Origin of the sequence: Niallia sp. FSL W8-0954, from assembly GCF_038005605.1 — a bacterium.
Classification (GTDB): domain Bacteria; phylum Bacillota; class Bacilli; order Bacillales; family Cytobacillaceae; genus Niallia; species Niallia circulans_A.
Window position 1 is genome coordinate 2908592 of the sequence record NZ_JBBOTN010000001.1, and the last position, 24905, is coordinate 2933496.

General features: G+C 33.9%; 25 protein-coding genes and 1 other RNA gene. 7 read left to right on the forward strand and 19 right to left on the reverse strand.

Features of this window, described 5'->3' with window-relative positions; all coding sequences use genetic code 11:
• Positions 1–123: 123 nt before the first annotated feature.
• From NX902_RS14350 to NX902_RS14360, 3 genes are all read right to left on the reverse strand, one after another.
• A complete protein-coding gene (locus NX902_RS14350; protein ID WP_286167723.1) occupies positions 124–1110 on the reverse strand; it encodes an aromatic acid exporter family protein in 987 nt (328 codons plus the stop codon).
• Between the two features lie 2 nt (positions 1111–1112).
• Positions 1113–1412: a hypothetical protein gene (locus tag NX902_RS14355; RefSeq protein ID WP_095331959.1), complete on the reverse strand. Its 300-nt coding sequence runs from the start codon at positions 1410–1412 to the stop codon at positions 1113–1115.
• A 295-nt stretch (positions 1413–1707) separates the two neighbouring features.
• A complete protein-coding gene (locus NX902_RS14360; protein WP_341160800.1) occupies positions 1708–1995 on the reverse strand; it encodes a hypothetical protein in 288 nt (95 codons plus the stop codon).
• A 415-nt stretch (positions 1996–2410) separates the two neighbouring features.
• On the opposite strand from NX902_RS14360, the gene cspD reads away from it, so the two are divergent.
• Complete coding sequence (gene cspD / locus NX902_RS14365) at positions 2411–2611, forward strand: cold-shock protein CspD (protein ID WP_009332654.1); 201 nt, start codon at positions 2411–2413, stop codon at positions 2609–2611.
• 101 nt (positions 2612–2712) lie between these two features.
• Here cspD and NX902_RS14370 read toward each other — a convergent pair whose 3' ends face one another.
• Together NX902_RS14370 and NX902_RS14375 are read right to left on the reverse strand one after the other, a co-directional pair.
• Positions 2713–2898, reverse strand: a complete 186-nt coding sequence (locus NX902_RS14370) for a zinc-finger domain-containing protein (RefSeq protein ID WP_095331941.1) — start codon at positions 2896–2898, stop codon at positions 2713–2715.
• A gap of 31 nt (positions 2899–2929) precedes the next feature.
• Positions 2930–3589 carry a reverse transcriptase-like protein gene (locus NX902_RS14375; protein WP_095331940.1) on the reverse strand — a complete coding sequence of 220 codons (660 nt, stop codon included), beginning with the start codon at positions 3587–3589 and terminating at the stop codon, positions 2930–2932.
• A gap of 475 nt (positions 3590–4064) precedes the next feature.
• On the opposite strand from NX902_RS14375, the gene NX902_RS14380 reads away from it, so the two are divergent.
• Positions 4065–4454 (forward strand): reverse transcriptase-like protein, encoded by a 390-nt coding sequence (locus NX902_RS14380; RefSeq protein ID WP_095331938.1) that lies wholly within the window; start codon positions 4065–4067, stop codon positions 4452–4454.
• A gap of 434 nt (positions 4455–4888) precedes the next feature.
• Here NX902_RS14380 and NX902_RS14385 read toward each other — a convergent pair whose 3' ends face one another.
• A complete protein-coding gene (locus NX902_RS14385) occupies positions 4889–5158 on the reverse strand; it encodes a DUF6123 family protein (protein ID WP_047940419.1) in 270 nt (89 codons plus the stop codon).
• Between the two features lie 182 nt (positions 5159–5340).
• Positions 5341–5817 (reverse strand): divergent PAP2 family protein, encoded by a 477-nt coding sequence (locus tag NX902_RS14390; protein ID WP_172859507.1) that lies wholly within the window; start codon positions 5815–5817, stop codon positions 5341–5343.
• Positions 5818–5925: 108 nt separating this feature from the next.
• Between NX902_RS14390 and sspL the strand changes: the two genes are divergently transcribed.
• Complete coding sequence (sspL, locus tag NX902_RS14395) at positions 5926–6060, forward strand: small, acid-soluble spore protein L (protein WP_047940691.1); 135 nt, start codon at positions 5926–5928, stop codon at positions 6058–6060.
• A 225-nt stretch (positions 6061–6285) separates the two neighbouring features.
• Here the strand turns inward: sspL and NX902_RS14400 are convergent, their stop codons facing one another.
• The gene (locus NX902_RS14400; RefSeq protein WP_172859508.1) at positions 6286–7158 is read right to left on the reverse strand and encodes a 5'-3' exonuclease; all 873 of its coding nucleotides are present in this window, start codon (positions 7156–7158) and stop codon (positions 6286–6288) included.
• Positions 7159–7378: 220 nt separating this feature from the next.
• On the opposite strand from NX902_RS14400, the gene NX902_RS14405 reads away from it, so the two are divergent.
• Genes NX902_RS14405 through NX902_RS14415 form a run of 3 tightly spaced genes read left to right on the forward strand, consistent with a single transcriptional unit; the run spans position 7379 to position 9334 of the window.
• Positions 7379–7750 carry a GntR family transcriptional regulator gene (locus NX902_RS14405; protein ID WP_047940416.1) on the forward strand — a complete coding sequence of 124 codons (372 nt, stop codon included), beginning with the start codon at positions 7379–7381 and terminating at the stop codon, positions 7748–7750.
• A complete protein-coding gene (locus NX902_RS14410; RefSeq protein ID WP_249878349.1) occupies positions 7743–8618 on the forward strand; it encodes an ATP-binding cassette domain-containing protein in 876 nt (291 codons plus the stop codon). Before NX902_RS14405 ends, NX902_RS14410 begins: the two co-directional genes overlap by 8 nt.
• Positions 8615–9334 carry a hypothetical protein gene (locus NX902_RS14415; protein ID WP_123259301.1) on the forward strand — a complete coding sequence of 240 codons (720 nt, stop codon included), beginning with the start codon at positions 8615–8617 and terminating at the stop codon, positions 9332–9334. The genes NX902_RS14410 and NX902_RS14415 overlap by 4 nt, the downstream gene beginning before the upstream one ends.
• Positions 9335–9512: 178 nt before the next feature.
• On the opposite strand, the gene NX902_RS14420 is transcribed toward NX902_RS14415, so the two are convergent.
• Complete coding sequence (locus NX902_RS14420; protein WP_141231358.1) at positions 9513–10382, reverse strand: sulfurtransferase; 870 nt, start codon at positions 10380–10382, stop codon at positions 9513–9515.
• A gap of 34 nt (positions 10383–10416) precedes the next feature.
• Entirely contained in the window at positions 10417–14004 is a 3588-nt protein-coding gene (locus NX902_RS14425; protein WP_171509689.1) for a dynamin family protein, read from the reverse strand.
• A gap of 634 nt (positions 14005–14638) precedes the next feature.
• Here NX902_RS14425 and NX902_RS14430 point away from each other — a divergent pair.
• Complete coding sequence (locus tag NX902_RS14430) at positions 14639–15091, forward strand: chemotaxis protein CheX (protein WP_095331928.1); 453 nt, start codon at positions 14639–14641, stop codon at positions 15089–15091.
• A gap of 440 nt (positions 15092–15531) precedes the next feature.
• On the opposite strand, the gene NX902_RS14435 is transcribed toward NX902_RS14430, so the two are convergent.
• From NX902_RS14435 to NX902_RS14475, 9 genes are all read right to left on the reverse strand, one after another.
• Positions 15532–17034, reverse strand: a complete 1503-nt coding sequence (locus NX902_RS14435) for a carboxypeptidase M32 (protein WP_341160801.1) — start codon at positions 17032–17034, stop codon at positions 15532–15534.
• A 288-nt stretch (positions 17035–17322) separates the two neighbouring features.
• A complete protein-coding gene (locus NX902_RS14440; protein WP_095331924.1) occupies positions 17323–19236 on the reverse strand; it encodes an ATP-dependent DNA helicase in 1914 nt (637 codons plus the stop codon).
• A 219-nt stretch (positions 19237–19455) separates the two neighbouring features.
• The gene (locus tag NX902_RS14445) at positions 19456–19626 is read right to left on the reverse strand and encodes a hypothetical protein (protein WP_163186195.1); all 171 of its coding nucleotides are present in this window, start codon (positions 19624–19626) and stop codon (positions 19456–19458) included.
• A gap of 103 nt (positions 19627–19729) precedes the next feature.
• A complete protein-coding gene (locus NX902_RS14450; protein ID WP_123257832.1) occupies positions 19730–20863 on the reverse strand; it encodes a THUMP domain-containing class I SAM-dependent RNA methyltransferase in 1134 nt (377 codons plus the stop codon).
• 209 nt (positions 20864–21072) lie between these two features.
• Positions 21073–21452, reverse strand: an RNA gene (gene rnpB, locus NX902_RS14455) — RNase P RNA component class B.
• A 108-nt stretch (positions 21453–21560) separates the two neighbouring features.
• Positions 21561–21863 carry a cell division regulator GpsB gene (gene gpsB, locus NX902_RS14460; protein WP_047940407.1) on the reverse strand — a complete coding sequence of 101 codons (303 nt, stop codon included), beginning with the start codon at positions 21861–21863 and terminating at the stop codon, positions 21561–21563.
• A 75-nt stretch (positions 21864–21938) separates the two neighbouring features.
• Positions 21939–22496: a DUF1273 domain-containing protein gene (locus NX902_RS14465; protein ID WP_204259857.1), complete on the reverse strand. Its 558-nt coding sequence runs from the start codon at positions 22494–22496 to the stop codon at positions 21939–21941.
• Between the two features lie 411 nt (positions 22497–22907).
• A complete protein-coding gene (locus tag NX902_RS14470; RefSeq protein ID WP_095331918.1) occupies positions 22908–23261 on the reverse strand; it encodes a CotD family spore coat protein in 354 nt (117 codons plus the stop codon).
• 387 nt (positions 23262–23648) lie between these two features.
• Positions 23649–24902, reverse strand: a complete 1254-nt coding sequence (locus tag NX902_RS14475; RefSeq protein WP_163186192.1) for a ribonuclease H-like domain-containing protein — start codon at positions 24900–24902, stop codon at positions 23649–23651.
• Between the last annotated feature and the right edge of the window lie 3 nt (positions 24903–24905).

Below are 24905 nucleotides of genomic sequence, written 5' to 3' on the forward strand. Positions count from 1 at the left end.
TTAATTTATAGAGATTACTATATTTATGCTATTAATTTACCAATACTAAAGGGAAGTTTGCCTATCCATAATAAATAGACGGAGAACATAGCAAATGAAATTCTCCGTCTTTCCTTAAGATAACTAATATGCCACCTTCAAGGATTTTTTAATTTGTAAATACTGTTCTAATTCTTTTAAAACAAAAAAAACATGCGCCTGTTCTTCAAATGAATCCCAGTCAGCAGGCAGTTTATCATGCTTGATCAGCTCTTCTACTCTTTGGAGTTTACTTAAAAATAATACGGCCGTATTTCCTGAATGGACACATAAACTAAGTTCTTCCAGAAAGTCTGCCACCAGCTCTCGTTGATTATCTAATGTCTCTACAGATAAAATTCGATCAAAAAGCCTTGATATAATCTCTAATTGCTTTTCTCGGATTGTGAAGTAATGATAATAATAATTCTCTTTTCGAGTAAAATGATTTTCTACATCACGATAGGCGACTGATTTTGCACATTGTACAATATCTGATGCACGCTTTAATTTTGAAGCATACTCTTCTGTGATTTCATTTGTCCGCAAGTAAACAACCATATCCATCAATAATGCTTTAAAATAGGACTCAATATCCTTTTGATGTACTTTCATTTCCTTATCTAGACTAGGCATATAGCTATTAACAAGTAATGCTGCTCCAATTCCAATTACGATTAATGCCCATTCATTAAGAACAACGTCCCAAGTCATATGGTTGGTGGAATATATATGGAGGATAATAACAGTACTTGTTACAACCCCTTCATTTACCTTAAGTAAGACAGTGGTTGGGATAAATAATAGCAATAATAAACCAATGATATACGGTTCATACGCCATCCCCTCAAAGAAAATATAGGAAAATGGAATGGCAAGCATACATGCGATAAAACGTGAAAATGCACTATGCAAAGACTTTTTCTTCGAGTTTTGAACACAAAGTATGGTTATAATCGCTGAAGATACATAGAAATCTAAGTGAAAAAACTGGGCGATAGTTATTCCTATACTTACCGCAACTGCTGTTTTAAAGGTTCGATAACCAATTTTATATTTTTTCAGATTTCGCAAAGCTCTATGCATTTGCATCATCAATCACAACCAGTAACTAATAAATCATCCTGTAAAGAAGCTAACCTCGTATTTATTGCAATTTTATCACCAGGTTTTACTAAAAGTTCCACCACAGATCCACTAAAAGGAACACTGACATCTTTTATTTCTCCTGCTAATGTTCTAATAGTCAAAATTGGTTCCCACTCATAGAAATAAGCTTTTTCCTTCATTAGAATCTCACTAACAGTGCCTTCAAACGGACTAAGGATCATCTGGTCTTCTCTGGAAATTTCATAATACGGACTTTGACTGCTCTTTACAATCGTTTCAATCATTTTAATAAATCTTCCCTTTTATTTATTTTTTTACTTTACTTGTTTTGGGTTTATTTCATTGATAAATAAACTTAGTAATATAATAGTAATCATGTTAATAAAAACACATTTCCCCCTATAATTCAATAATTTCATGGATAATTTCTGCTTTTTTTCATAGGAAATTTTTGCATAAAAAACTTCTTTCAAATGTCTGTCAGGATTGAATCCCGCAGATATAACAATGAAAGCGCGAACAGGTTGTTTTTAAAATTATTTCTATTTGTTTTATGAAAAAAACTAGCTGTTAGCTAGTTTACATAAAATACTTCTTTATTTTGCTGTCTGTTTGGATATACCAATTTTCTTTTTCAATAATGTTTGATACCGTTAAAATAAGAGATGGGATTTTTTCTACATTGAATACGATTAAGCCAATTTTTTTTACCATAATGACAAAGGACTCGCCATGTGAAAAACTAGGCAGCACACTCCCTATTTGAAGAATACTTTTTACTATCGCTTCCTTACTGTCTTCCTCTAGAACAATATTTGGGGTAAATCGCAAAATCCAATTTTCCTTTTCCATTGAAAATCGATACATTAAGCCACCCTCTTATTCTATTTCCTAAAAAAACAAAACTGCTATTTCATCATATGTGGAAAATCATTATTTATGTAACCTAATAGTATGGGTAAAAACCTCTTTCAGATCCCTCCTTTTTTCCCATCCAAGTATTTATATTTTCATCCATTTATTTTGAATCACACCAAATTTAATCATCCTATGTATTCGTTTTGGTTTTTATTCAGCTAATAAGAAAACCCTTCCAAAAATTTAATTAAGTTTTCCGAAAAAACGCTTAGAAACCTTGACTACATATGGGTAATCGTGTATATTATAGACATCATTTAACAAAATTCAGAATAATTATTTTCTATTATTATTTTGTTCTATGAAAATATTTATTTTATAGGCACAATTCATGTGTCTTGAAAGGCTTAGGAGGAAATTTATTATGCAAAACGGTAAAGTAAAATGGTTCAATAACGAAAAAGGTTTTGGCTTCATCGAAGTTGAAGGCGGAGATGACGTATTCGTACATTTCACTGCTATTCAAGGCGAAGGTTTTAAATCATTAGAAGAAGGACAAGAAGTTTCTTTCGAAATCGTTGAAGGAAACCGTGGACCTCAAGCTGCTAATGTTGTTAAACTATAATTAATAATAATATCTATTAATAATAGTATTCAGGGGATTTTGCAAGGAATTTTCTTCTTGCAAAATTCCCTTTTATTTTTTACTTATGGAAAATGATCCCATCATTTTGAACTCGATAGTTTTTCCCCATATTCCTTTAGCTTATTTCCCACCGTACATTGCGAAATACAAAAGCGGTGAGCTCCCCTTTTACCATACTCTACTTTGTTTTGTCGGTATAGAAAACAATCTTTACAATAATCTTGCATTAATTCATCTGCTTCTTTCATCCATTTTTTTCTTTGCAAGCTTCACCCCTCCTTTCTTCTTACTGGCCGATTAGAGCAATTGCATTTTACTATAGATACGTTTCCCTTCTAACGCTTGAGTTGCCAGTTTATCTGCTTCCTTATTGTCGTTTCTGCTAATTGAAGTATAAACCATGCTCAAACGTAAAGTTTTGATTTTCGCCTCTATCCGATCGAGCCAATTATTTAAATCTTCTTCATAGCATGGCCACTCGCCTTCTAATTGTTTCAATACTACTTGGGAATCCCCTTTCACTTCACAAGTAACACCCTTGACTTCCAATTCTTCTAAGAGATTTAATGCATGACAAAGAGCAGCATATTCAGCTTCATTATTGGAGAGGATATCATGAAATAATTCATTTGCCCTAACTCTAAATTTCTTCTTTCCTTGATGAAAGAAAAGTACGACACCGATTCCCGCCGTTTTTGTTTCCTTATGGTAACCTCCATCAAAATATATCGTAAAGTCATGAGGCTCTTCTTCTATTTCTTCATTTAGTTTCCGTAATTCTTTTAATGTCCAGCTTGTGCCTTTTTCATCATAAAAAAGAATATCTGCTACATCATTACGTTTTTCCAACTCATCCCCTGCTTCGAGAGCCAGACTTGATTGGATCCAATCTGATGTAAAATAGATAAAATCTTTCTTTTTCTTCATTTGAAATTTATATTCTAATTTGTATTTCACAACGGAACAACCTTTCTACATATAGAATGACGTCAATAAGAGCGGGATTATTCTTACTGTCCGTTAAGGAAAAAACTAATTCTCTCCACTAAAAGATATAAAAATCCACTAATCCTTATGTTTTATAAAGATTGAAGATGGAGCCCAAAATCCTTTTGGCTCCTTCCTTCAGCTGTAGGATCTCTCACTTTCTCCCATCTACCGTAATCAATCGGACTTCTCAGTATTTCACTTTTTACTGTAACTATTGCAAAAGCAACGGACTTTTAGAAACCAATCTTTTCATTTATAATATTATACATCTTATTTCTTATTTTGTTTTTCTTTTCCACCTTGATGGAAACTTCCCACTCATCATAAGTCGATAGAAGTTTAATGATTTATATACAATTTATACAATTAGTATGAAAATAAAATAGTCACAGATCGTACATAATCATTGCTTAATCATATCAAAATTTTTGGAGGTAGCAAAATGATTGAAGTTTATATAGATGGTGCTAGCGCTGGAAATCCTGGTCCAAGTGGTGCTGGTATCTTCATAAAAGGTCATGGTTCTGCAGAAAAATATTCATTTCCTCTTGGTTCAATGAGTAATCATGAAGCGGAATATCATGCATTGATAAAAGCCTTAGAAATCTGTATCCATAATAAATATCTTTCCGTAAGTTTTCGTACTGACTCAGACCTCGTAAGTCGCGCAGTGGAAAAGGAATTTGCGAAAAACAAAAAATTCGCTCCGCTGTTGGAGCAAGCATTAAAGCTTATCAGTCAATTAGAGTTATTCTTTATTAAATGGATTCCAAGTAATGAGAATAAAACAGCAGACGAATTAGCAAGAATTGCCATTAGAAAAAATAAATGAGGAAGTTTTCACCCATTCTGTTTAAGCCTTCCCATCAAAAGTAATAAAATATACATAGCATTCAAACTGGATTTTTTTAGAAAATAGTGATTTCAATCAATGGGAAAGTGGCTGGAGCAAGTCGCAGCTTGGTAAAAACCATTAATAATACTAGTAAGTAGTGCTGCTATCATACAACTGGTTATTTATGATTTCCCTGAAGTTAGTCAAGTAATAATCTAGATGACTGCAAATGATTAATGAAACAGCATTTAGACTATTAAGGTGCAAAATAACAGCTGTATAGCACGAAGGATACTTCTAAAATACTTAAAAAGAGCAAAAACCCTTGCGATTATAGGGATTTTCTAATAGCGTACCCATATAATCGCAAGGGTTTATCTGATGACGTCAAATATCAACTCTTCTGGATGAGAAAATAATATCCCCTTTTTCTAGAGGGGAAATAAGTGATTTCTTTTTATAAAGCCGATTACTTCTTTTTTTGTTTTCAATTCGTTGTCGTTAAACATCTCGAGTAAGGAAACGAAAAAACTGCCATCAAATTTTTTTTGTATTTTTAAAGTACATTCAATTGCAGTTATGACAAGTTCATCTGTAGCATTTGTATATGCTTTACCAAAATAAATAAAACCTATCACATCTTCACCAAAGGAAAAGCCTTTACTTTCTAAAAAGAGCAAAAATTCCTCTACCGTTTTCAAACTTAACGTACATTCCCCTCTATCCTTTTACCTATATGTTACTTTATATCACGACAATTTTCTAGCTTTTTCAACATTTTTCCGTCTCTTACCAAGCTTTTGTCACCTATTTTTCATATTCAATTTATACAATGAAAAAGGCTAGAGATCATAAGAACTTTATTTCTCTAGCCTTTTGTTTATCACCGCAGTAATGAACGTTTCTTTTTTGTACATACATGGCCAAGAAAACCAACTAGTACACCTAATAAAGCTCCTCCTAACACCTCTTGAGGCTGGTGGCCAAGCATTTCTTTCAGTTTTTTTGGTGACTGCTCCTTAAAGGCGATATTTTTGTCTTTATTAATTTTACCGACTAACTCTCCTAAATCATTCACTTTTAAGGTTAATTCACCAGTCTGTCTTCTAATCCCTTGTGCATCATACATAACAATTAAACCAAAAATTAAAGACATAGCAAAGTCAATGGTTGGTAAACCACGCTTTAATGCTATAAATGTTGTAAGGGAAGATACGCCCGCCGAATGAGAGCTTGGCATTCCGCCTGTTTGAAAAAACAAGCCTTTATCCCACTTCTTTGTTTTAAAAAATTGTATAGGTATCTTTAAAAACTGTGCCAATCCAATACTAATTAAAGCAACATAAATGCCCTTGTTCATCTTCATCACCTCTTTCAAATAGTCTCTTTCTTTATGGATGATATTATTCTTGGTTGTTCATACTATGAATGATTTTTATTTCCACAACTAGTTGATGAGGTGAATGCAATGAGTAAAAACCATGGAAACAGAGGAAAAACAGCTGGAGGAGTAAATCCACAAGGGTACGGTCAAGACGCCGATATAACTCCATCTCCAAAAAGTAAATTGGAAAATGCAGCGAAAAAGAAAAATACAAAATAATGATAGTCCAGTAATTCTCTATGAGGATAGGGCTGTATTAAAGCCTCATCCAGCTTCTCTTATTCTTTCCCCCTTCTTACAAATAGACATAGAACAAAGGAACAGAAAAAGATAATCTGTAAAAATGTAAATGTCTAGTTTCCCTTTAAAAAACCAAACGAATAAAAAAAGATTATACGAAACATTCCATTAACATTCCGCCTAATCTTCTGGGTTAATCTTTTATTAAAATAAAGTAAGTGCTTCTTTCTTTTCTACATAATGATGAAATCTTTTAAACTCTAGCTCTTCGAATTTTTTTACTGCAGTTTCTGGATTGATATTTAAGTAACTTTCTTCTAGCAAACAGCTTACTGGTACGTCACATTTAATTTCTGCTAATTGCCTGCTTAAATGGAGCATTTCTAAATCCGCTTCAATCTTTGTTCGTTGTCCCTTTGTAAGAAGTGATAAATTAGCTAGAATTCCTTCGATATTTTCATGAACTTGCAGCAGCTTCAATGCTGTTTTTTCGCCAATTCCTTTAACTCCGGGGTAATTGTCGCTTGTATCGCCCATTAAGCCTTTTAAATCAATCATTTGTTTTGGTGTTATTCCTTTTTCTTCTTGAAAACTAGAAGGTGTATAAAGCATATAATTACCATAGCCTTTCTTTAATAGAGCTACGGAGATATGGTCATCTAATAATTGCAGGATATCCTGATCACCTGTAAGAATGGTGACATTAGCTTCCCCTTTCATTTGCTTTGCGATCGTTCCTATACAATCATCTGCTTCAAATCCTGCTACGCCTATATTCGGTACATTAAAACTTTCGACAACTTCCTTAACTAAATCAAATTGTGGAATTAGTTCAACTGGGGCTTCTGAACGATTCGCTTTATACGACGGATACATTTCTGTGCGAAATGTTGTACTTCCCATATCCCAACAGACCGCCACATGAGAGGGATTAAAATGTTCAATCGCTGTGAAAAAGTGTTTTACAAAACCATGAACCGCATTGGTTGGAATTCCTTTTGTATTGACCATAAATTGACCTGTCACTGCTGTGGCAAAAAATGCACGAAATAATAGCGCCATTCCATCTACTAACATTAGGTTTGCCTGTTTCTCCTTGTTCAAAATGCATCTCTCCTTTATCCATTAGTTCATTATAACAGAATCTCTAAACCTTGTGGCTGGTAGCTTTTTCTTTTTTTATTACTTACTTAAAAGAATAAATATCCGCTTAAGTATATTGACAATATTTTGTTATTGTTTTATAGTTGATTACACAACTAATCAACCAATCAACATTATAAGAAAGGGGCAGATCGTGAAAGCTGTTTTTGATGACTCAAAACCTATTTTTCAGCAAATTTCAGATATGATTGCGAATGAAATCGTCGAAGGTGAGTTGTTAGAAGGTGACCAAATTCCTTCCACCACCGAAATTTCTAAATTTTATCAAGTAAATCGTGCAACGGTGCAAAAAGGACTCGCTGCATTAGTGGAAGCTGGATATGTATATAAGCAACGGGGTGTTGGAATGTTTGTGTCTAAAGATGCTAAGCAAAAGTTGCTTGAAAAGCGCAAAGAAGAATTCTACAACGATTATTTAAAACCAATGTTTGAGGAAGCAAAGCGTCTTGAATTAAAAAAAGAAGAATTACTAAAAATAATTAAGGAGGATTATAAGCATGATTAAACTCGAAAATGTCTCTTTTTCATATGGAAATACGCCTGCTCTGCGGAATGTAAGTATTGAGGAAATAGAACCAATCATTATGGGGCTCTGGGGTCGAAATGGTTCTGGTAAAACAACGTTTATGAAACTTTTAGCGGGTATGGAGAATATTGATGCAGGTACAATCAATGTAAGTGGAATTATCCCATATAATAATACAGAAACAATGAACAATATCACTTATATACAAGAAAATCATCCATTCTCGATTCTTTGGAATGTCGAAGATGCCTTACATTACGGTGCATTATTTAACAAAAACTGGGATGCAGATTTAGCCGAACATCTGGTTTCCCTATTCGAACTACCACGGAAAAAGAAAATCAAGAATTTTTCTAAAGGTATGCAAACGATGTTACAAATCATCCTTGGTTTAGCTAGTAAATCACCTGTAACGATTATGGACGAACCAACAAATGGACTGGATGCTCATATGAGAAAACAGTTCTATGACGCACTTTTAAATACGTATGAAGAAGATCCACGTTTAATCATTCTATCGACACATCATATTGATGAAATGGAAGCATTGTGTGAAAAAATTGCCGTCATTAACGAGCAGACAATCATACGGTTTGAGGAAACAGAAGAATTAAAAAGTCGTGGAGTTCATTTATCTGGATTAGCTTCAGCAATTGAGCCTTTAATAGAAGGATATCCCATTTTAGAGAAAAGAAAACTCGGAAAACAAATGACTGTGATGATGGACGACATCTATTCGGATAACTGGATATCTAAAGCAAAAGATGCAGGTGTTACTATAGAAAAAACTAAATTACAGGATTATCTTGTTAACTATACAACCAGAAAAGAGGGACAAAAAATATGAATACTTTTAGAGGACCATTCCGATTAATGATGCGAGAAATGAGCATGACATTTTATATCAACGTTTGTATTACTTTTGTTCTGTTTGTTTTTTATAATATTTTAGGATATATAGGTGTAGCAGAATCTGGTTCCTTTATTTTGTTCGGTCCCTTATTTGTCGTTTTCCTTTTATACCCATTTATTAATTTTACTAGTTATCAATATATCCTTTCATTAGGCGGGACAAGAAAACAGTTTGTATTAGCTTTCTATCTTTCCGCAGCCATTTATAGTGTTTTGAGTGGAGTAATCCTTAATTTATTCTATCTTTTCACTACACTATTAACAAGCGGCAATTATCTTTTTCACTTTGCAAAATTCATCCACACCACAAACTGGCTTATTTATTTTTGGATAGATTTTTCTTGGATTTTCTTTCTATTTAGTTTGGGAATGCTAGCAAAAACGGTTTGGTTTAATTACGGAACGGCGTTTTTACTCGCTGCATCCACGTTACTGCTAATACTCGGAACGATTGCTGTTATATTTGGTGATATGAGCATCTTCATAACCACATTTTTTGAACATCATTTAAAATTTGTTGCCATTTTATTTGGATTATCAATTGTTTTTCTTTTATTGTCTTATTCCTTAATGAAAAATGCGCCTTTAGAAAAAGGAGGACGGTTGAATTTCAAACAATATAAACGAAATAATGTAGTCATTCATAGGTAAACAAACACTATAGATAAATAATAGAATATGAATATTGAGGGCAGCATCTATGAGTCTAACGAGGCATTCGGATCCGCCACAAGGAAATAAAGCCAAACAATCACTTAAAAGTTTGATTGTTTGGCCCTATTTTTGTTCATTTCCCATAATAAAAGTTAGTCTCATTCTTTATATTTTTTCAAAGAGAATTCTCCTCTTTTTCATCTTTCAAGTCAATTGGCAAACAGGTTTCAACTTCATTTTCTTCATAAGAAATCCAATCACTAAAACTGCCTGGATAAAGCTTGACCTTATCAAGTCCAGCCATTTTTAAGGAAATAAAATTAGGAGTAGCAGTTATGCCAGAACCACAATAGACAATATATTCTTTATTTGCATCTAGAGAAGAGAATCTACTCTTTTGCTCCCTTTCTGCTAAAAAGAAGCCGTTTTCTATCCCTTCTGTCCATACAAAGTTTATTGCTCCTGGAATATGTCCCTTTTTCTTATCAATTGGCTCTATTTCTCCTGTATACCTTTTATGCTCCCTAGAATCAATCAATATCTTATCTTGGTCTTTTGTTTTTACTAATTCTGAAACCTCCTCATAAGTGGCAATCATATGCGACTGAATCAGAGGAGAGAAATTACTCTTTGAAAAAGCAGGGACTTCTTGTGAAGTAGGATAATCCTTCTTTAGCCATTCCTTATAGCCGCCATCTAAAATGTATGTTTTCGAATGACCTATATAGTTCATTAACCACCATAGTCTCCCGGAAGATGCCCCATCCCCATTATCATAGGCAATGACTATTGTATCCTTTGCAACACCTATGTTTTCTAACTTATGAACAAATTCTTCTATATTTGGCAATGGATGCCGTCCCCCATGGTTGCTTATTGGAGCGGAAAGATCTTTTTCCAGGTGAAAATAAACACTATTTGGGATATGACCTTTTTTATACCACTCGATACCGGCATCAGGATTCTTTAAATCACAGCGACAATCAATTACCCTAATCGTATCTTGATCTATGTTTTTATTTAACCAATCAACATTTTTTACAATTTCCATCGTTATCCCTCCACGACTGTTCTCTTTTCTAATTCGTTTGTTGCGCAAACTCTGTTTGTACTGATTCTTTAATAATCCACTCTAGTTTTTCAATATTTTCATGTTCAGTTAATAATGCCGTTTTGCCATCATAATATTCGGCTACTTGTTCTTTCAGATTAACAAGAAGTATATCGATATGTTGTGCAAACAATTCTTTATAAAAAGCAAAAAAGGAGTTAGTTTGTTCCTTTATATATTTGTTACCATGCTCATCCACCAATTGTTCCATTTCTACTCCCATATTCTTTCGTTCATTCTTTTCAAAAAAACTCTTCGGATTTTTGTAATATTTGATGCCAATTTTATTAAGAATAGTATCTAATTCTTTAAAAGGGGCATGAAATATTATATTAGAATCTAACTCTCTTTCTATTTCTTCTTGTAAACGAATTTCTTTATTGATAGACTGAATCAAATGCCGAACTTCCTCATAACCCTCTATTTTTTGTTTATAAAAGAGTTGATCTAGTCTCACGTTTACTGCTCGTAACTCTTGTTCAAACTCAAAATTCAACTGAATGAGAAACGAAGTAGTCGCAAGTGATATTTCCCTTTTCTTATTGTCTCCTCGTAAGATTGATGGATGATAAGCTTCCTTCATTATCTCATGCAGTCGAAACATCACTCTTTGCTTTATATAAAACAATTGCTCCTCTACTTCCATTTTGAATTTTTCCAGAGCATGCTGGAAATCTTTACTTTCTATTTGAGATAGAATGGTCCATTTTTCCTCCTTCAATCTCGATAACTCTTGTTCTGCTACTTCTTTTTTTGCAAAAGTTGATTCCACCAATTTCTTTAATAAATCTATTGTTTCCACGTAATCTTTTTGAGCAGATTGAAGCATCATAGACAGCCACTCATGTTCGATAAAGTCATACATTTGTTCTTCTGCTTTTTGCATCCACTTCCCGTAAACATCATGCTTATAATAAAGACTAGAAACAGGAAGAATTCTTGGCGAACGTATCCCATATAACTGCAATTGCTCTTGCAGATATTCCTCTACTGCTGCTTGCTCTTCTTGATCCTTTGCTAAATCAATTGCATTAATGACAAAGAATATTTTATCCTTTTCAAAGGCATCCTTTAATCGTCCAAGCTGCATTAAAAACGCACGGTCTGCTTTGGAAAATGCGTGATTATAGTAGCTGACATAAAAAATACAATCTGCCTTTTTCATAAATTCAAAGCTTAATTCCGTATGTCTGCTGTTAATGGAGTCTCCTCCTGGAGTATCAACAAGTGTTATTCCTTTTCTCGTAATCTGACAATCAAAATAAACATCAATGGATGCCACGAAACAAGAGGTCTCTTCTATTGCCACATAATTTGAAAGCTCTTCTAATTCAATATTGGTCTCACTGCCTAAATAATGGCGATGGTCAGAATACCCTTTCAGGAAAGCTTGAAGATAGCGAAATTCATTAGCATATCTCTCCATTGGATTTGCCGCGAGCGTGTTTATTATCTTTTGTGCAGCTTCTAAAGAATTGGCCTCTTCCTTCACTAGCTGTAAATAGTCATTTATTTCTCTAAGCATTTCTGACTCTGACTTCCATTTTACAATAACTGTTTTATGTGGATGCTCTTCATCAATTGGTAATATTCTGTTTATGGTAGCAGTTGTTGGGTTTGGTGATACCGGCAAAATGGGATAATCAAGTAAGGCATTGGCAAATGAAGATTTTCCAGCACTAAAAGCTCCAAATAAGCATATAGTATATGTTCGATTTTCAATAATGGCAGCTTTATGGAATAAATTCTTCGCTATATGCGCAAATCCCTTTACTTGTTGAAGCCTGCTGCTTAAAAAGCGCAACTGTTTTAATAATAAATCTGTATCCATTTCCTTCCTTTCGTTTTGTTTTTGAACTTCAGCAGGTTTTAGATTCTTTTGTACGTTTTTTGTTTTGGAAGAGGATAGTGACCGATAAGTTATCTCTTCCTCGCTTGTATCAAGTAAACTTCGCAAAATGCTCTCGTCTACGTTTTGTGCTTCACAAAGATGTTCCAGCTCTTCTTTCCACACTTGCCATTTAGTCTCTACTTCTTCTTTTTTCACCTTACAGTTTACAAATGCTTGCCATTTCTTTTGTTCTTTTAGAAGGTTTTCTTTTTCAATCTGTAATTGTTGCTTTCGTTCTTCTTTCCACCTATTAAATAGTTGGGTGATTTCCTTCCTGAAAGACTGCTTCAAATCATTTTCAACTGTTTCACAATAGACTAGAACATAATTTTCGGAAAGCTGTGCGTTTTTATTTACTAACGCTTTTAATGTCTGGATACTTAAAATAGATGTCAGTCCTTTAATTAGCGAAAAAAACTCTGCCTTCCCCTGTTTCTCAAAAAACTGAGATAATGGTGTTATTAATTGAATTTGAACAAGCTTTTCCAATTCTGTGTAAAAAGTTAAAAGTCTATCTTCTCTTTCCTTTTGCGTTTTGCTTTTACTACCAAATAGGCCAATTTTAAAATTTTTCTGTTCTGATTCTAGATATGATTTAGCCAGTTCCCGAAGATTATATGGCATGATATAGGCATTCTTAATAATTGAATGCCACTCATTTTCTAATGACATTACTGTTTTATTTTCAGTTTCATCCATTGTTTGAATGGCTTTTTTGGTTGACTCTAAGCTTGCTTCTAAAGAATGATACTCTTCTTCTGTTAATTCTGATAACTGATCTTCGAAAGGAGCGATTATTTCAGCATTCTTTGTTTCTATAAAGGAAATATGATCTTTATATAGCTTTTGAAAAGATTCTTCCAAGGAGTAAGGCAGTATTAACTCTTGTTCTTCCATTTTTCTTATAATATAGGTCTTTAATTCTGCCAATCCTTGATAGAAATAATTGGTTTCGATTAAGGTTGTAAAGAATATTTTCTCTGGCTTTATCCCATAGGATAAAAAAGAATCATATACACTTTGCTTAAAATCTGCAAACGAAATTTCTACTTCTCGATGTTTATCCATCTGATTAACAATTAACACAAATTTCTTACCTGAATCCACAAGCTCTTTTGTAAAGTCAAAGTTGATTTCCGACTGAACATGATTATAATCAACTACATAAAAAATAATATCTGCAAGATGGATACTAGATTCTGTTGCTAATTGATGAGCTTGATCTGTACTATCTATTCCTGGGGTATCCATTAAAATAGCATTCTTTATTAGCAGCTCCGTATCTAATCGAACCTCTAATTCCTTTATATCCTCCACTCTTTCTGTTGCCTGTAGAACTGTTTTGATATCAAGCACTTCTTTATAGACATCTGCTTGATTAGAATGATATAAAACTTTCAGCTGGTTGCCACCCTTTTTTACTCGGATAATATTAGCTGTTGTTGGAATAGGACTTGTTGGTAAAACTGTTGTACCAACTAGGTTGTTAATCATGCTTGATTTCCCGGCAGAATAATGACCACAAAAAGTTGCAATAAATTCTTGTCTTGTCGCTTTTTTAATAAGCTCTTGCAATCTTTGCGCAGTTTGTTGATCATCATATGCCAAAAAATATTGGTAATATGCTGCCCATTTATGTAATGTGTCTATATTCGTTGAAAGCATGATATACTCCTTTTCATCTATGTATTTCTTTTATTTTAACTATTTTCCACATAACAATAAAGTAAAATAAACTGAAAATTGAAAGCGAAGACAAAATAACTTGGTTCATTTTCCTTGTAATTTAAGTACTGACTAATGTGTGTGACGGTAAGATAAGAAATACCCTTATAACTTTTTCCCTCACTATAATTTACATAATAAAATAAAAAACTGTTTTTCCTTTACAGCACTATGTACCTACCTGTAGGAGTGCTGTAAAGGAAAAACAGTATAATCCTTTTTATATGTTATTTCCTTTATTTCGTTGCATTTGTAGTATTATGTAAAACATATTTCATAATAAATAAATAACTGATAATCGTTACACCAATAGGAAAAGCTATCATTCGTTACACCCCTATCATTTTACCTGAGAATAATTCTCTATCTCAATTAAATAATATCATTATTGAAAATCATTTTCAATAAGAAAAAAGTTATCCAATTTTTAGTATTTTTTCTTATAAAGTCTGTTAAACCAACAAAAATAGGAAATATGTACCACGAAAAATAACCTATTTTCATAAAAAAATATAAACAAAATAGGTCTAATTTATGATAAGATATTTTTATCAGACGGATGGGGGAATAGTTAGTGACATTAACAAAAAGTACTACTGAAATTTTAAACGCAACTATAGAAGCTGTAAAAGGTGTTATTCCCTGCGAACTACAAATTGAGAAGCCAAGTTTAACTGTATCACCATTTATTTTACAATCTTTAGGGGTTTTAATAGGATTAACAGGTGATTTCCGTGGTCGAATTATTATTGACGGAAACGAACAGGTTTTTGGTAAGATTGGCGAATCCATGTATGGGATGTTCTTGGAAGGGCCAATGCTAGAATCATTCTCTGGGGAATTAGGTAATATGCTTGCTGGAAATTTATCTACCTTTGTATCTCAAAGTGGAATTGAAATAGATATTACACCACCTACTGTTTTAGCAGGTCAAACGAAGCTTTCTGGGTTTGATAAGGCTCTAACCCTGCCGATTTCGCTTCAAAATATTGGGCAATTAAACATTGTGCTAATTTTAGAGATTTAAAGTATTGTTTTGACAATCTTTTAGCTTGCCACATTTTTTTGTCTCATAACTTGTTTGTTATTTTCCACATGATGATAGATAACTCTTATTGCATATTATCATAGAACAAACACGAAAAAAGCAGAAGTAAATATTTCTTCTGCTTTTTTCACAATTTACTTACTATCTGTATGGCTTTGTACTTCTATTTTTATTAGATTCTCCGCTTTATGCCCACAGCATTTGCATATTGTCTTTTCTTTATAGATGGTCAGGCAGTAGCTACAATAATAATTCACCATATATATCACACTCACTTCTTCATAAACATATATTAGTATATTTATCAATTGTGGAATATGTGCCGAAACGAGAGAAGTTTACCCGCTTAGCTTATATTCTGGTTTATTGAGAGCTACCTTATAAAAATCCCTCCATATCGCGATCGGAGGATAGATCTATTAAAGTTCAAGCTGATAAACATCACTATATTTTTTGTATAAATAATCAATTAAATATTGGGCGTTTAATCCTTCCCCTGTTACATCCTTTAATATTTCGAGCGGTTTTTTCATTTTCCCAAAACGATGAATTTTTTCATTCAGCCACTCTTTAATAGGAAGCAAGTTACCCTGCTCTAATAACGCATCGAAATCAGGTATATCTTTCACCATTACCTGCTTTAGTTGGGCAGCATACATATAGCCTAGAGCATAGGATGGGAAATATCCAAAGCTTCCCCCTGCCCAATGTACATCTTGGAGAACACCCTCTCCATCATTTTCAGGAACTACCCCCAAATAAGTTTTGTACTTTTCATTCCATATAGCCGGCAAATCCTTCACTTCGAAATCACCATCAAATAAGCCCTTCTCCATTTCATAACGGATCATAATATGTAGTGGATATGTTAGTTCATCTGCTTCGATTCTAATCAATGAAGGCTTTGATTCATTAATTGCTCGATAAAAGTCTTCCACAGTCACTTCATCAAATTGACCATTAGCAAATGATTTCAAAGCTTCATAATTATGCTTCCAGAAAGCAAGATTTCTTCCCACAAAATTTTCATAAAATAGTGATTGGGATTCATGAATACCCATTGAGGTACCAGTGCATAATGGTGTTCCGATTAGCTCTTTCGAAATATTTTGTTCATACAGTGCATGACCTGCTTCATGGATCGTTCCAAAAACTGCCACTCTAAAGTCAGATTCATCGTATTTAGTTGTAATTCGAACATCTCCAGGATTGATTCCAGTCGCAAATGGATGCACCGTTTTATCTAGACGTCCAGCATCAAAATCGTAACCTACTTGTTTTAATATATCAAGACTAAACGCCTCTTGATTTTCTGCTGGAAATGGCTGATATAAAAAGTCAGTAGTCGGGCTATTCTTTGAAGCAGCAATTTTATGTACTAACGGGATAATTTTATCTTTTACATTTGAAAATACTTCATCTAAAATCGCAACCGTCATGCCTGGCTCATACATATCTAATAAAACATCATATTTATTTTCTTTATGTCCCCAATATTCAATGAATCGTTTATTCATCTCTACTAATTTTTCAAGATAAGGCTGAAACAAGGAAAAATCCGCTTTTTCTTTCGCTTCTTCCCATACACTTTCCGCTTTTGATTGGAGCATCACATATTCTTTATGTTCGTCTGCAGGAATTTTTTTATTGCGATCAAATTCCTTTTTCATTTGTTCCACTGTCTTTCTTGTAATTGGTGATAATTGATCTTGGATACTTTCCTCAGACAGGACAGTAAGATAGGCCTCTAGCTCTTCAGAAGTTGATAATTCAAATAATTCAGAAGATAGGACACCAATTACTTCTGTTCGTTGGTCTACTCCCTTTTTTGGAGCACCTGTACGTAAATCCCAGTAAATTAGAGCAAGTGCTTCATTGTATGCCCCTATCTTTTTCACATAATTTAAAAATTGTTCTTCCATTTCTTTTTGATTAATAGACAATATACTCTCCTCTTTTCTTATCTATATAATTTTATCTTAACATATTGTTTTGCGTTGAGATATAGGTATTCCAAGCAAATATACAACCAAACAATTAGAGGAATGTACTTAGAAACTTTGTATAACCTAAAAAAGGGTTGTGGGTATCACGCACAGAATCGGACAACCCTATAAGAGAATAACCATACAAAAAAACTCATAAGATAATTCATGCATTGTTCGATAACAACTTAGAATTTCTTATGAGTCATTTTATTATTTAACCAATTACATTGCTGTTACTGGTAATGCTTCGATTACAGCATTCTTTACTAGGTCTGCTACATTGGTATCCATACATAAATGAATGGTACCTTTATCTTCATGTGTACGGATTAAACGACCAACACCTTGACGCAGTCTTAATACCATATATGGTAAATCGACTTCTAGAAAAGGATTTTCCACATTTTCCCGTTTGCTTTTATAAACCGGATCATTTGGAGGGAATGGCAAAGAATAGATAAATACGTTTTCTAATGATCGCCCTGGTACATCTAGTCCTTCCCATAGGTTTACTGCACAAAGGATTGATTGTTCCTCATTTTGAAATTTTGAAACAAGGGTACTAATTTCTCTTTCCCCTTCAAAATATATCGGCAAAGAAAATTCCTGTGGCAGATTGTCCTTAAATCTAGCTAAATCTTCTTTACTATTGAAAAGAACAAGCGATCGACCATCTGCTTTTATTAACTCTTCATAACAATATGCTTGTTTTTCTTTGTCTTCATTCTGATTGAATGACTTAATATATACAGCCATATTCTCTTCATAATCAAACGGAGAATCAACAGAAAACGATAAATAATCAGCTGCGCCAATACTTTTGGCCATATATTCAAAGGATTTATTCTCAGATAATGTTGCCGAAGAGAAGACAATCGGTTTTTGTTGACTAAATACTTCTTCTTGCATAATATCTTGTACAAGTCTTGGCATAATAACAAGTGTTCTTTCCCCGTTATTTTCCTCAAACCAGGTTATTCCGTTCATTTCCTTTAAAAATAACCCTAACGAATGAGAAATCTGCTCTAAATATTCTTCTACAACTTTTAAATCGTACTCATTGATAACATACATTTCACTTTCAAAGACAAGCTCTTCCTCTAGCTCAGAAATATAGCCTGCTAATTTTTTACCGGCTTGGATTACTCGATCCGTTTTTTTGATTTCCTGTTTATCTGAACCCTCTGTTTTATAGGAAGCATCTGTTAGTTCTCTAAAAAACTGTTCATTTTGATAAATAGTTTCTTCAATAATATTTAAGGTTTTCTCACGTACATCGTTTGCCATTAAACGCGTTAAGAGATTTTCTAAGTTTTGCTCTGTCAATCGGTATGTTAATGCACTTTGGGCAGCATATTCTAATAAATGTCCTTCATCAAAAACAACACAAGCACTATCAGGTAATAAAGGAAGCTGTCCTTCCCTTTTTCTAGCTTCTTTTGTCCAAATATGCTCCATATAAAAGTCATGAGAACAAATGATTAAATCCTTAGCATTACGATAGTAATCTCGATGTAATGTCTGCCCACAGCGATGTCTTTTATCACAAGTAAAACAATCTTGCATGGAATCCCATGCTACCCCTTCCCATTCCTTATCATTCAAATCTGGATAGTCTTTTCTGTCTCCATAGGGTGAAAAAGATTGTAATGAACCTGTTCCGTGCACAAAATCTGGAAGGCTGTCATAAATCGTATTATACGTATCTTCGAATGTAATTTTTTGATCCAGTTTAGTTAAGCATAAATATTGATTTCGTGATTTAGCTAAACGAACATCAATATTTAATCCAAGCGCCTCCTCTAACTTTGCAATATCGCCTTCTTTTTTAACTAGCTGTTCAATTAACGTCTCATCTGAACAAGCAATAATGGCAGGCTTGTTTACATAACGGGCATAACAAATGCTATATAATAAATAGACAAAGGTCTTTCCAGTTCCTACTCCAGCCTCTGCAAAAATTGTTTTCCTTTCCTTAAACGCTTTTTCTAATTGATAAGCCATATATACTTGCTCATCACGTAGTTCATAACCTGCTTCTGGAAGAATGTCATAAAAGACATCGCCAATCCATTCTCCCAGCTTCTCGTAAAATGATTCAGTTTTTGATACTTCAAATGGCATGCTATTTTGCATGTAAACCCCTCCGACCTACGAATTATGCTGCTTGTCTTTAATCTTTATCTATTTAATAAGCAAAGAATAATTTGCTTAATTTTTTCATGACGAACCTTAATCATAGTCAATTTGACTGCAATATTCAAGTGAAAAGAGGGTTGCCTTCAAAAGAATCAGGCACCCTCTCTTACATCATTTCATTATTATTTGTTTTGGATTATAACAGTTTGCTTTCTCTTACCCTCTATCCCTTGATAAGGAATAAGTCATGGCCTGCTGAACCATTTGTTGTGCTGTAGATAATTGCTGTAAAACAGCTTGATCGGCAATACCTTCTTCTTCTATTAAATTCACTGATGAATTTAAAGCACCGATTATTTTTGTATAATCTATATTACTATCTTTCATAAAACTTCCCTCCAGAAAATTACGTATAGAATAAATATATACTGTTACTCAAAAAATATACTTATTTATCAGATGTAACTTCCTAAAAAGCAGACTTTATGTATTAGTCTCTTTTTCGCTTGCCCCAGTATTGATAATAATCTGTTCGAATGAATCCATTGAATAGTTTGCGTTTTTTCGTCGCTTTCCTGCCATAATGTGTTTCAAACTCTTCATCACTTGTAAGCATATAAATAGACCATGTTTCAAGTGGTGCAAATGCTTGGCCCATTTCCTGATACATTTTTTGAACAGACGGTTTATCGCCTAACCGTTCTCCATATGGCGGATTACCCACAATAACACCATTCTCTTTCATTGTGGTAAAATCTCTTACTTGCATTTGCTTAAATGTAATAAGGTCTCCCAATCCTGCTTCAAAAGCATTTTCTTGCGCTATTTGAATCATCCGATGATCGATATCTGTGCCAATGATTTCCAGTGGTTGATCATAGTTTGCAATTTCTTCTGCTTCTTGACGTACCTCTTCCCAGACTTCACTTGGCATCCAATCCCATGTTTCCGAGATAAAATCACGATTAAAGCCAGGTGCAATATTTTGCCCAATTAAAGCTGCTTCAATTGGAATGGTACCAGATCCACAAAAAGGATCTACAAAAGGTCGATCCGCAGTCCAATTGGTTAATAAAATTAAGGCAGCAGCAAGTGTCTCTTTTAAAGGTGCTTCCCCTTGCCCTGCACGATATCCCCTTTTATGGAGTCCTTGTCCTGAAGTATCAATCGTTAATGTAACGATATCCTTTAAAATAGCAACTTCAATCTTAAATAACGCGCCGTTTTCCTCTAGCCAACCTGTTTTCTTATAATGAGTGCTTATCCGATTAACAATCGCCTTTTTAACAATTGCTTGACAGTCCGATACACTAAAAAGCTTTGATTTCACAGATTTACCTGAAACAGGGAATTGTGCATTTACCGGAAGATATTCTTCCCATCTTATTGCTTTCGTTTTTTCAAAAAGCTCATCAAAGGTTGTGGCTTTAAATTCAGCAACTTTAATCTTTACACGATCAGCAGTACGAAGCCACATATTACTTTTTGCAATTGCCTTTTCGTCGCCTTTAAATAAAACTTTACCATTATCAACCGTACATTCATAGCCTAGCTCTCTTACCTCTTTTGCAACTATTGCTTCAAGTCCCATTGCTGCAGTAGCAATTAAGTCAAAATTTCTCATAACGACTCCTTTATCATCCTTTTAGCTGTATTTTCTTATGTATCATTATTACTCTTTCTATAGCTTCAAATTAGTATGTATATTCCATATAAAAAGGATGACCAGATTATATGAATGACATACTGATTAGAAAAAATTCTCCCAGCATATCAGACACAAATCTACGTGTCACCCTTTGTCATGTTATTATCATCATAATCAATATCACGCTCTATAAGCCATGTTCTGTTCCTTTGTACTCATGCGACTTTTTATCTCGTACTAAGGCGGTAATCATCTATCTACAGAAATTAATTTCTGTCCTTCTCTTCCGTTCATTTCCTCAGAGAAAGTTCCCCTACCATAATTTGGGTTTCTCGCTCGTGGGGTTTACCTCGTTCCACCCTTGTCATTTCTGACAAAGCTACGTCACTGTGGCACTTTAAAAGTATTCATACCATATCCGAAGACTTAGGTATTTTCCCTGCCGTCAGCATTAATATGCTGCCCTAGCTTATTTTTTGACTAGGCACGAACACTACAAGCATCTCAGCTTGTGCGAGCATGGACTTTCCTCTACAAACAATGTTTGCAGCGATTACCAAAGCGTTTTATTGATACAATAGCTATTATAGTTGTTTTACCTATTTAATGCAATGGTTATTATAGGAATTTATAATCTTTCCAACTACAATAATGCACAGTCTATTAAATAACATTAATCATATAGCTTACTTCCAAATACATGCTTTTCTAAATTAGATAATCTTTTTAAGATATCGAAGTTTGTAGTTCCAGCTGTCGTTGGAGCAGGCTGTCTACGACTAGCTTCCTCTGCTAGCTTCTTCAAACGTAAATTCTCTTGTTGCAGTTCTTCAATTTCTTGGTGAAGGGTTTCATAATCTTTAATAATTAAATCCAAAAACTTATCAACTTCTTCTGGTTTATAGCCTCTTACACCTGTTTTAAATTCTTTTTCTAAAATATCTTTTGCTGTTAGTTTCATTTTATCTGATAGCATTTATCGCTCACCTCAGTCGATTACCATTTATCTCAATTATTTTTTCAAAGAAACGCCATTTTGTCAATAAATCTATTAATACTCGTCCTGAAACCTTATTTCTTCAACAATATCTTGGAGATCTGAAAATTGAATTTTACGAATTTCATACGTGTTTTGCTCTTGATACTTTAGTGCTAGCTCATATAAGTACTTAGGACTGCCAGGTTTCTCTTCATCATAAAAAAGCAGTAATGCATCACTTTTTTTTAGTAAAAAAATATTCTTATCTTTTAATTGCTGGGGACTCTCATAGGGCTTCTTCGAAACAGAATCAACAAAATCAGCTTGCATGATTATTTCTTCATACCATTCTTGATTAGCCTCTTTCCAATTCTGTTCCTGTTCAAGGAAAGGCGTAATCACCCCTAGTTTTAAGTCTGGGTATTCTTCCATCTGCAAATCATATACTACTTCTGCAGCCCATAGCTCTGTTCCAAGCTGGCCACTAATTAATACCCACTCAAGTCCTTCTTCCAGCATTGCTAGCAAGTTCTTTCTAATTGCTATCTTTATGTATTCGGCTGCTAATTCGTCTCGCTTAAATATTCCAATTTCGAAAGGCTTATAGCCAGAAATGACGGCTATTTTCATAATAATATAAGGAACTCCTTCACAATTACCGTAGTTACTTTAAAATATATCATAAATATATTAACCCATAAAGAATTTATACTTTTTTAGCCAAAGATTGCTTTTCCCAGCCAGTCTAACATTACAGATTCATTATATGATAAGTATTTGATAAAATGAATGAAAATAATCCACCTAATATATTTCCACTCATTTCCAGATGAAAAAAAGAAATGCTACACTACTTCTTCCTCGTATTCTCATTAATCTATAGCTTAAGGCTAATTTGTTCTGTTTTATAGCAAAAAACTCCGTATAATAATGAAAAAAACAGACCCGAAATGACAAAAGAGGACCAGAATGAAAACATTCCGATCCCTTTTTGTCTACAATCATCTACAAGGAACTGAAAAAGCCTCTTGCGTTTTTTCCTTATCGTTTTCTGAATGGAAATCCACCAGGCATTCCAGACATACCAGCTTGACCTGGGAAGAATTGACCAGTAGCTGTAAATGGAGTTCCTCCCATTTGAGGAAAAGCAGGTGCTGTAGGCGCAGTTGGGAATGGAGCTGGAGCAGGACCCATATTAGCTTGAGTATTAGTTACTACTGTCTCACTAGATTGAGTGTGCGGGAAGAAATGTTGGTGCTCGTAGTTCACATGATTTACAGTAGTAGTATGGGTTGGGTGAATATGTGGCACAATATTATTTGTAAAAGTGTTATTCACACAACACTTTGTCGGATGAACTACTGCAGGTAAAATATTATTAGGTTTACAATGCATAAGAAAATCTCCTCTCAAATAAATTAGTTATCTTACAGTAACAACTTATGTTGAAAGGGATAATCTTGTACTAATACAAACACCTATTTTGTTATGTTTTTTAAAGCTTTGTTTATCAATGCAAAAAATTGTATAAAAGGAAGGTATAAAAGCTGTCTTTTAGAGTTGAAAATAAAATCATGGTTAAACAAACTAGCACAAAAAATAAACACATAACTACTTTATACAATTCGTTCACTCCATTGTGTTTCAATTAGACTATTTATCATTCTATGAAATTACTTCTTTTTCCCTATCTTCATTCAGGAAAATAGTATTTTCCAATACTAATTTTAATAGGGAAAGAGAGTACATCCAACTAGGTTATTAATGGAATTATTGAATTCATTAAATCGTATGCAGTTTTCTAATTAGACGTTCGTACCTTTTTTGGAGTTCCTGCTCCATCTTCGGTAAAGTTTCTTGTTCATAAAGTAGATTTTGCGCTTTTTTTGTGAGTTGCAATGCTTTTTGCGGATTTTTCTCTTTATGTTCAGCGAATTTTGCTAGTTCGATAAGTGATTGAATTACAATAATTTGATTCGTCTCCCATGTATATGTTTCCGTAATTTTTTGCCACAAGCTAAGAGCATCTTCAAACTTCTTCTCTCTTTTATATTCCTTAGCCAATAAAAAAGCTGCTTCTAAAAGCACTTCTTTATCCTGGTCCTTGATACTCTCTAGGTTTTGCTTGGCAACGTCCGTTTGCCCGATAATTGCGTACCATTTCCCTACCTCTAAAGTCTCTCTTGCACTGATTTCTTGATCTTTTCTTAGCAATTGACTGCTTAGATGGGTGTACAAGGTGATTAAAGAAAGAATATCTATTTCATTATGCTTTAAGATGCCAAGCATGCCTTCAGGATTTTTTCGTTCTACAAAATCAAAATAAATCATCGGAGCAAGAAACCCAGGAATGTCATCCTTCCGTTTTACTCCAAGAATTTCTTCTTCCACGATAGATAATTTTGTTCTTTCTAAACGATGCTTCCACATACGGCGGGAAGCGTGGTACAAATCAAAGTGACCAAATTCAGGAAGCTTTGGTACATGCTCCTTAATTAGCGTATGCCTTGTTTTTACTTGCGGCCAATCAAAGGCCTTGCCATTATAGGTTACGAGCGTTGTATAGTCTACATTTTCTAAAAAACTATTAAATAAAGGCACTTCTGCTCCAGGATGTGGCAATACATGCTGTTTTAAAACGATCTCCTCTTGTTGTAGCTGAGCGTAACCAAGGATAAAAATAGTATTGCCTGCACCGCCTCCAAGTCCTGTTGTTTCTGTATCAAAAAAGAATAAATCCTTAGGCTGATGTCCTTTTGCAGAAAGGGGATGATCATAGCTTGCCTTATTCCATTCATCGACCACCCCACAAAAATCTCGAAACGTATAATTCCCGTGTTTATAATCAAGAGGATAGCGCACTTCCCGAATTAAGCAATATTCACTATCTAACCAATAAGGCGAGACATTTTCCTGTTCCCACACCTTCATGAATGGGATTGTCCCTTTTTTTGCTTCGGGATTTTTCACAGGAAGGGTTTGCTCTTCTTTTTTTAGATGCGTCTTCATTCTGTTCAATTTATTTTTAATAGACATTTT

What these genes read in the sequence shown, in the direction of transcription:
- NX902_RS14350 (WP_286167723.1), bottom strand. Translation starts at nt 1,110, where the DNA reads ATGCAAATGCATAGAGCTTTGCGAAATCTGAAAAAATATAAAATTGGT.
- NX902_RS14355 (WP_095331959.1), bottom strand. Translation starts at nt 1,412, where the DNA reads ATGATTGAAACGATTGTAAAGAGCAGTCAAAGTCCGTATTATGAAATT.
- NX902_RS14360 (WP_341160800.1), bottom strand. Translation starts at nt 1,995, where the DNA reads ATGTATCGATTTTCAATGGAAAAGGAAAATTGGATTTTGCGATTTACC.
- cspD (WP_009332654.1), top strand. Translation starts at nt 2,411, where the DNA reads ATGCAAAACGGTAAAGTAAAATGGTTCAATAACGAAAAAGGTTTTGGC.
- NX902_RS14380 (WP_095331938.1), top strand. Translation starts at nt 4,065, where the DNA reads ATGATTGAAGTTTATATAGATGGTGCTAGCGCTGGAAATCCTGGTCCA.
- NX902_RS14390 (WP_172859507.1), bottom strand. Translation starts at nt 5,817, where the DNA reads ATGAACAAGGGCATTTATGTTGCTTTAATTAGTATTGGATTGGCACAG.
- sspL (WP_047940691.1), top strand. Translation starts at nt 5,926, where the DNA reads ATGAGTAAAAACCATGGAAACAGAGGAAAAACAGCTGGAGGAGTAAAT.
- NX902_RS14400 (WP_172859508.1), bottom strand. Translation starts at nt 7,158, where the DNA reads ATGTTAGTAGATGGAATGGCGCTATTATTTCGTGCATTTTTTGCCACA.
- NX902_RS14410 (WP_249878349.1), top strand. Translation starts at nt 7,743, where the DNA reads ATGATTAAACTCGAAAATGTCTCTTTTTCATATGGAAATACGCCTGCT.
- NX902_RS14415 (WP_123259301.1), top strand. Translation starts at nt 8,615, where the DNA reads ATGAATACTTTTAGAGGACCATTCCGATTAATGATGCGAGAAATGAGC.
- NX902_RS14425 (WP_171509689.1), bottom strand. Translation starts at nt 14,004, where the DNA reads ATGCTTTCAACGAATATAGACACATTACATAAATGGGCAGCATATTAC.
- NX902_RS14435 (WP_341160801.1), bottom strand. Translation starts at nt 17,034, where the DNA reads ATGGAAGAACAATTTTTAAATTATGTGAAAAAGATAGGGGCATACAAT.
- NX902_RS14440 (WP_095331924.1), bottom strand. Translation starts at nt 19,236, where the DNA reads ATGCAAAATAGCATGCCATTTGAAGTATCAAAAACTGAATCATTTTAC.
- NX902_RS14445 (WP_163186195.1), bottom strand. Translation starts at nt 19,626, where the DNA reads ATGAAAGATAGTAATATAGATTATACAAAAATAATCGGTGCTTTAAAT.
- NX902_RS14450 (WP_123257832.1), bottom strand. Translation starts at nt 20,863, where the DNA reads ATGAGAAATTTTGACTTAATTGCTACTGCAGCAATGGGACTTGAAGCA.
- gpsB (WP_047940407.1), bottom strand. Translation starts at nt 21,863, where the DNA reads ATGCTATCAGATAAAATGAAACTAACAGCAAAAGATATTTTAGAAAAA.
- NX902_RS14465 (WP_204259857.1), bottom strand. Translation starts at nt 22,496, where the DNA reads ATGAAAATAGCCGTCATTTCTGGCTATAAGCCTTTCGAAATTGGAATA.
- NX902_RS14470 (WP_095331918.1), bottom strand. Translation starts at nt 23,261, where the DNA reads ATGCATTGTAAACCTAATAATATTTTACCTGCAGTAGTTCATCCGACA.
- NX902_RS14475 (WP_163186192.1), bottom strand. Translation starts at nt 24,902, where the DNA reads ATGTCTATTAAAAATAAATTGAACAGAATGAAGACGCATCTAAAAAAA.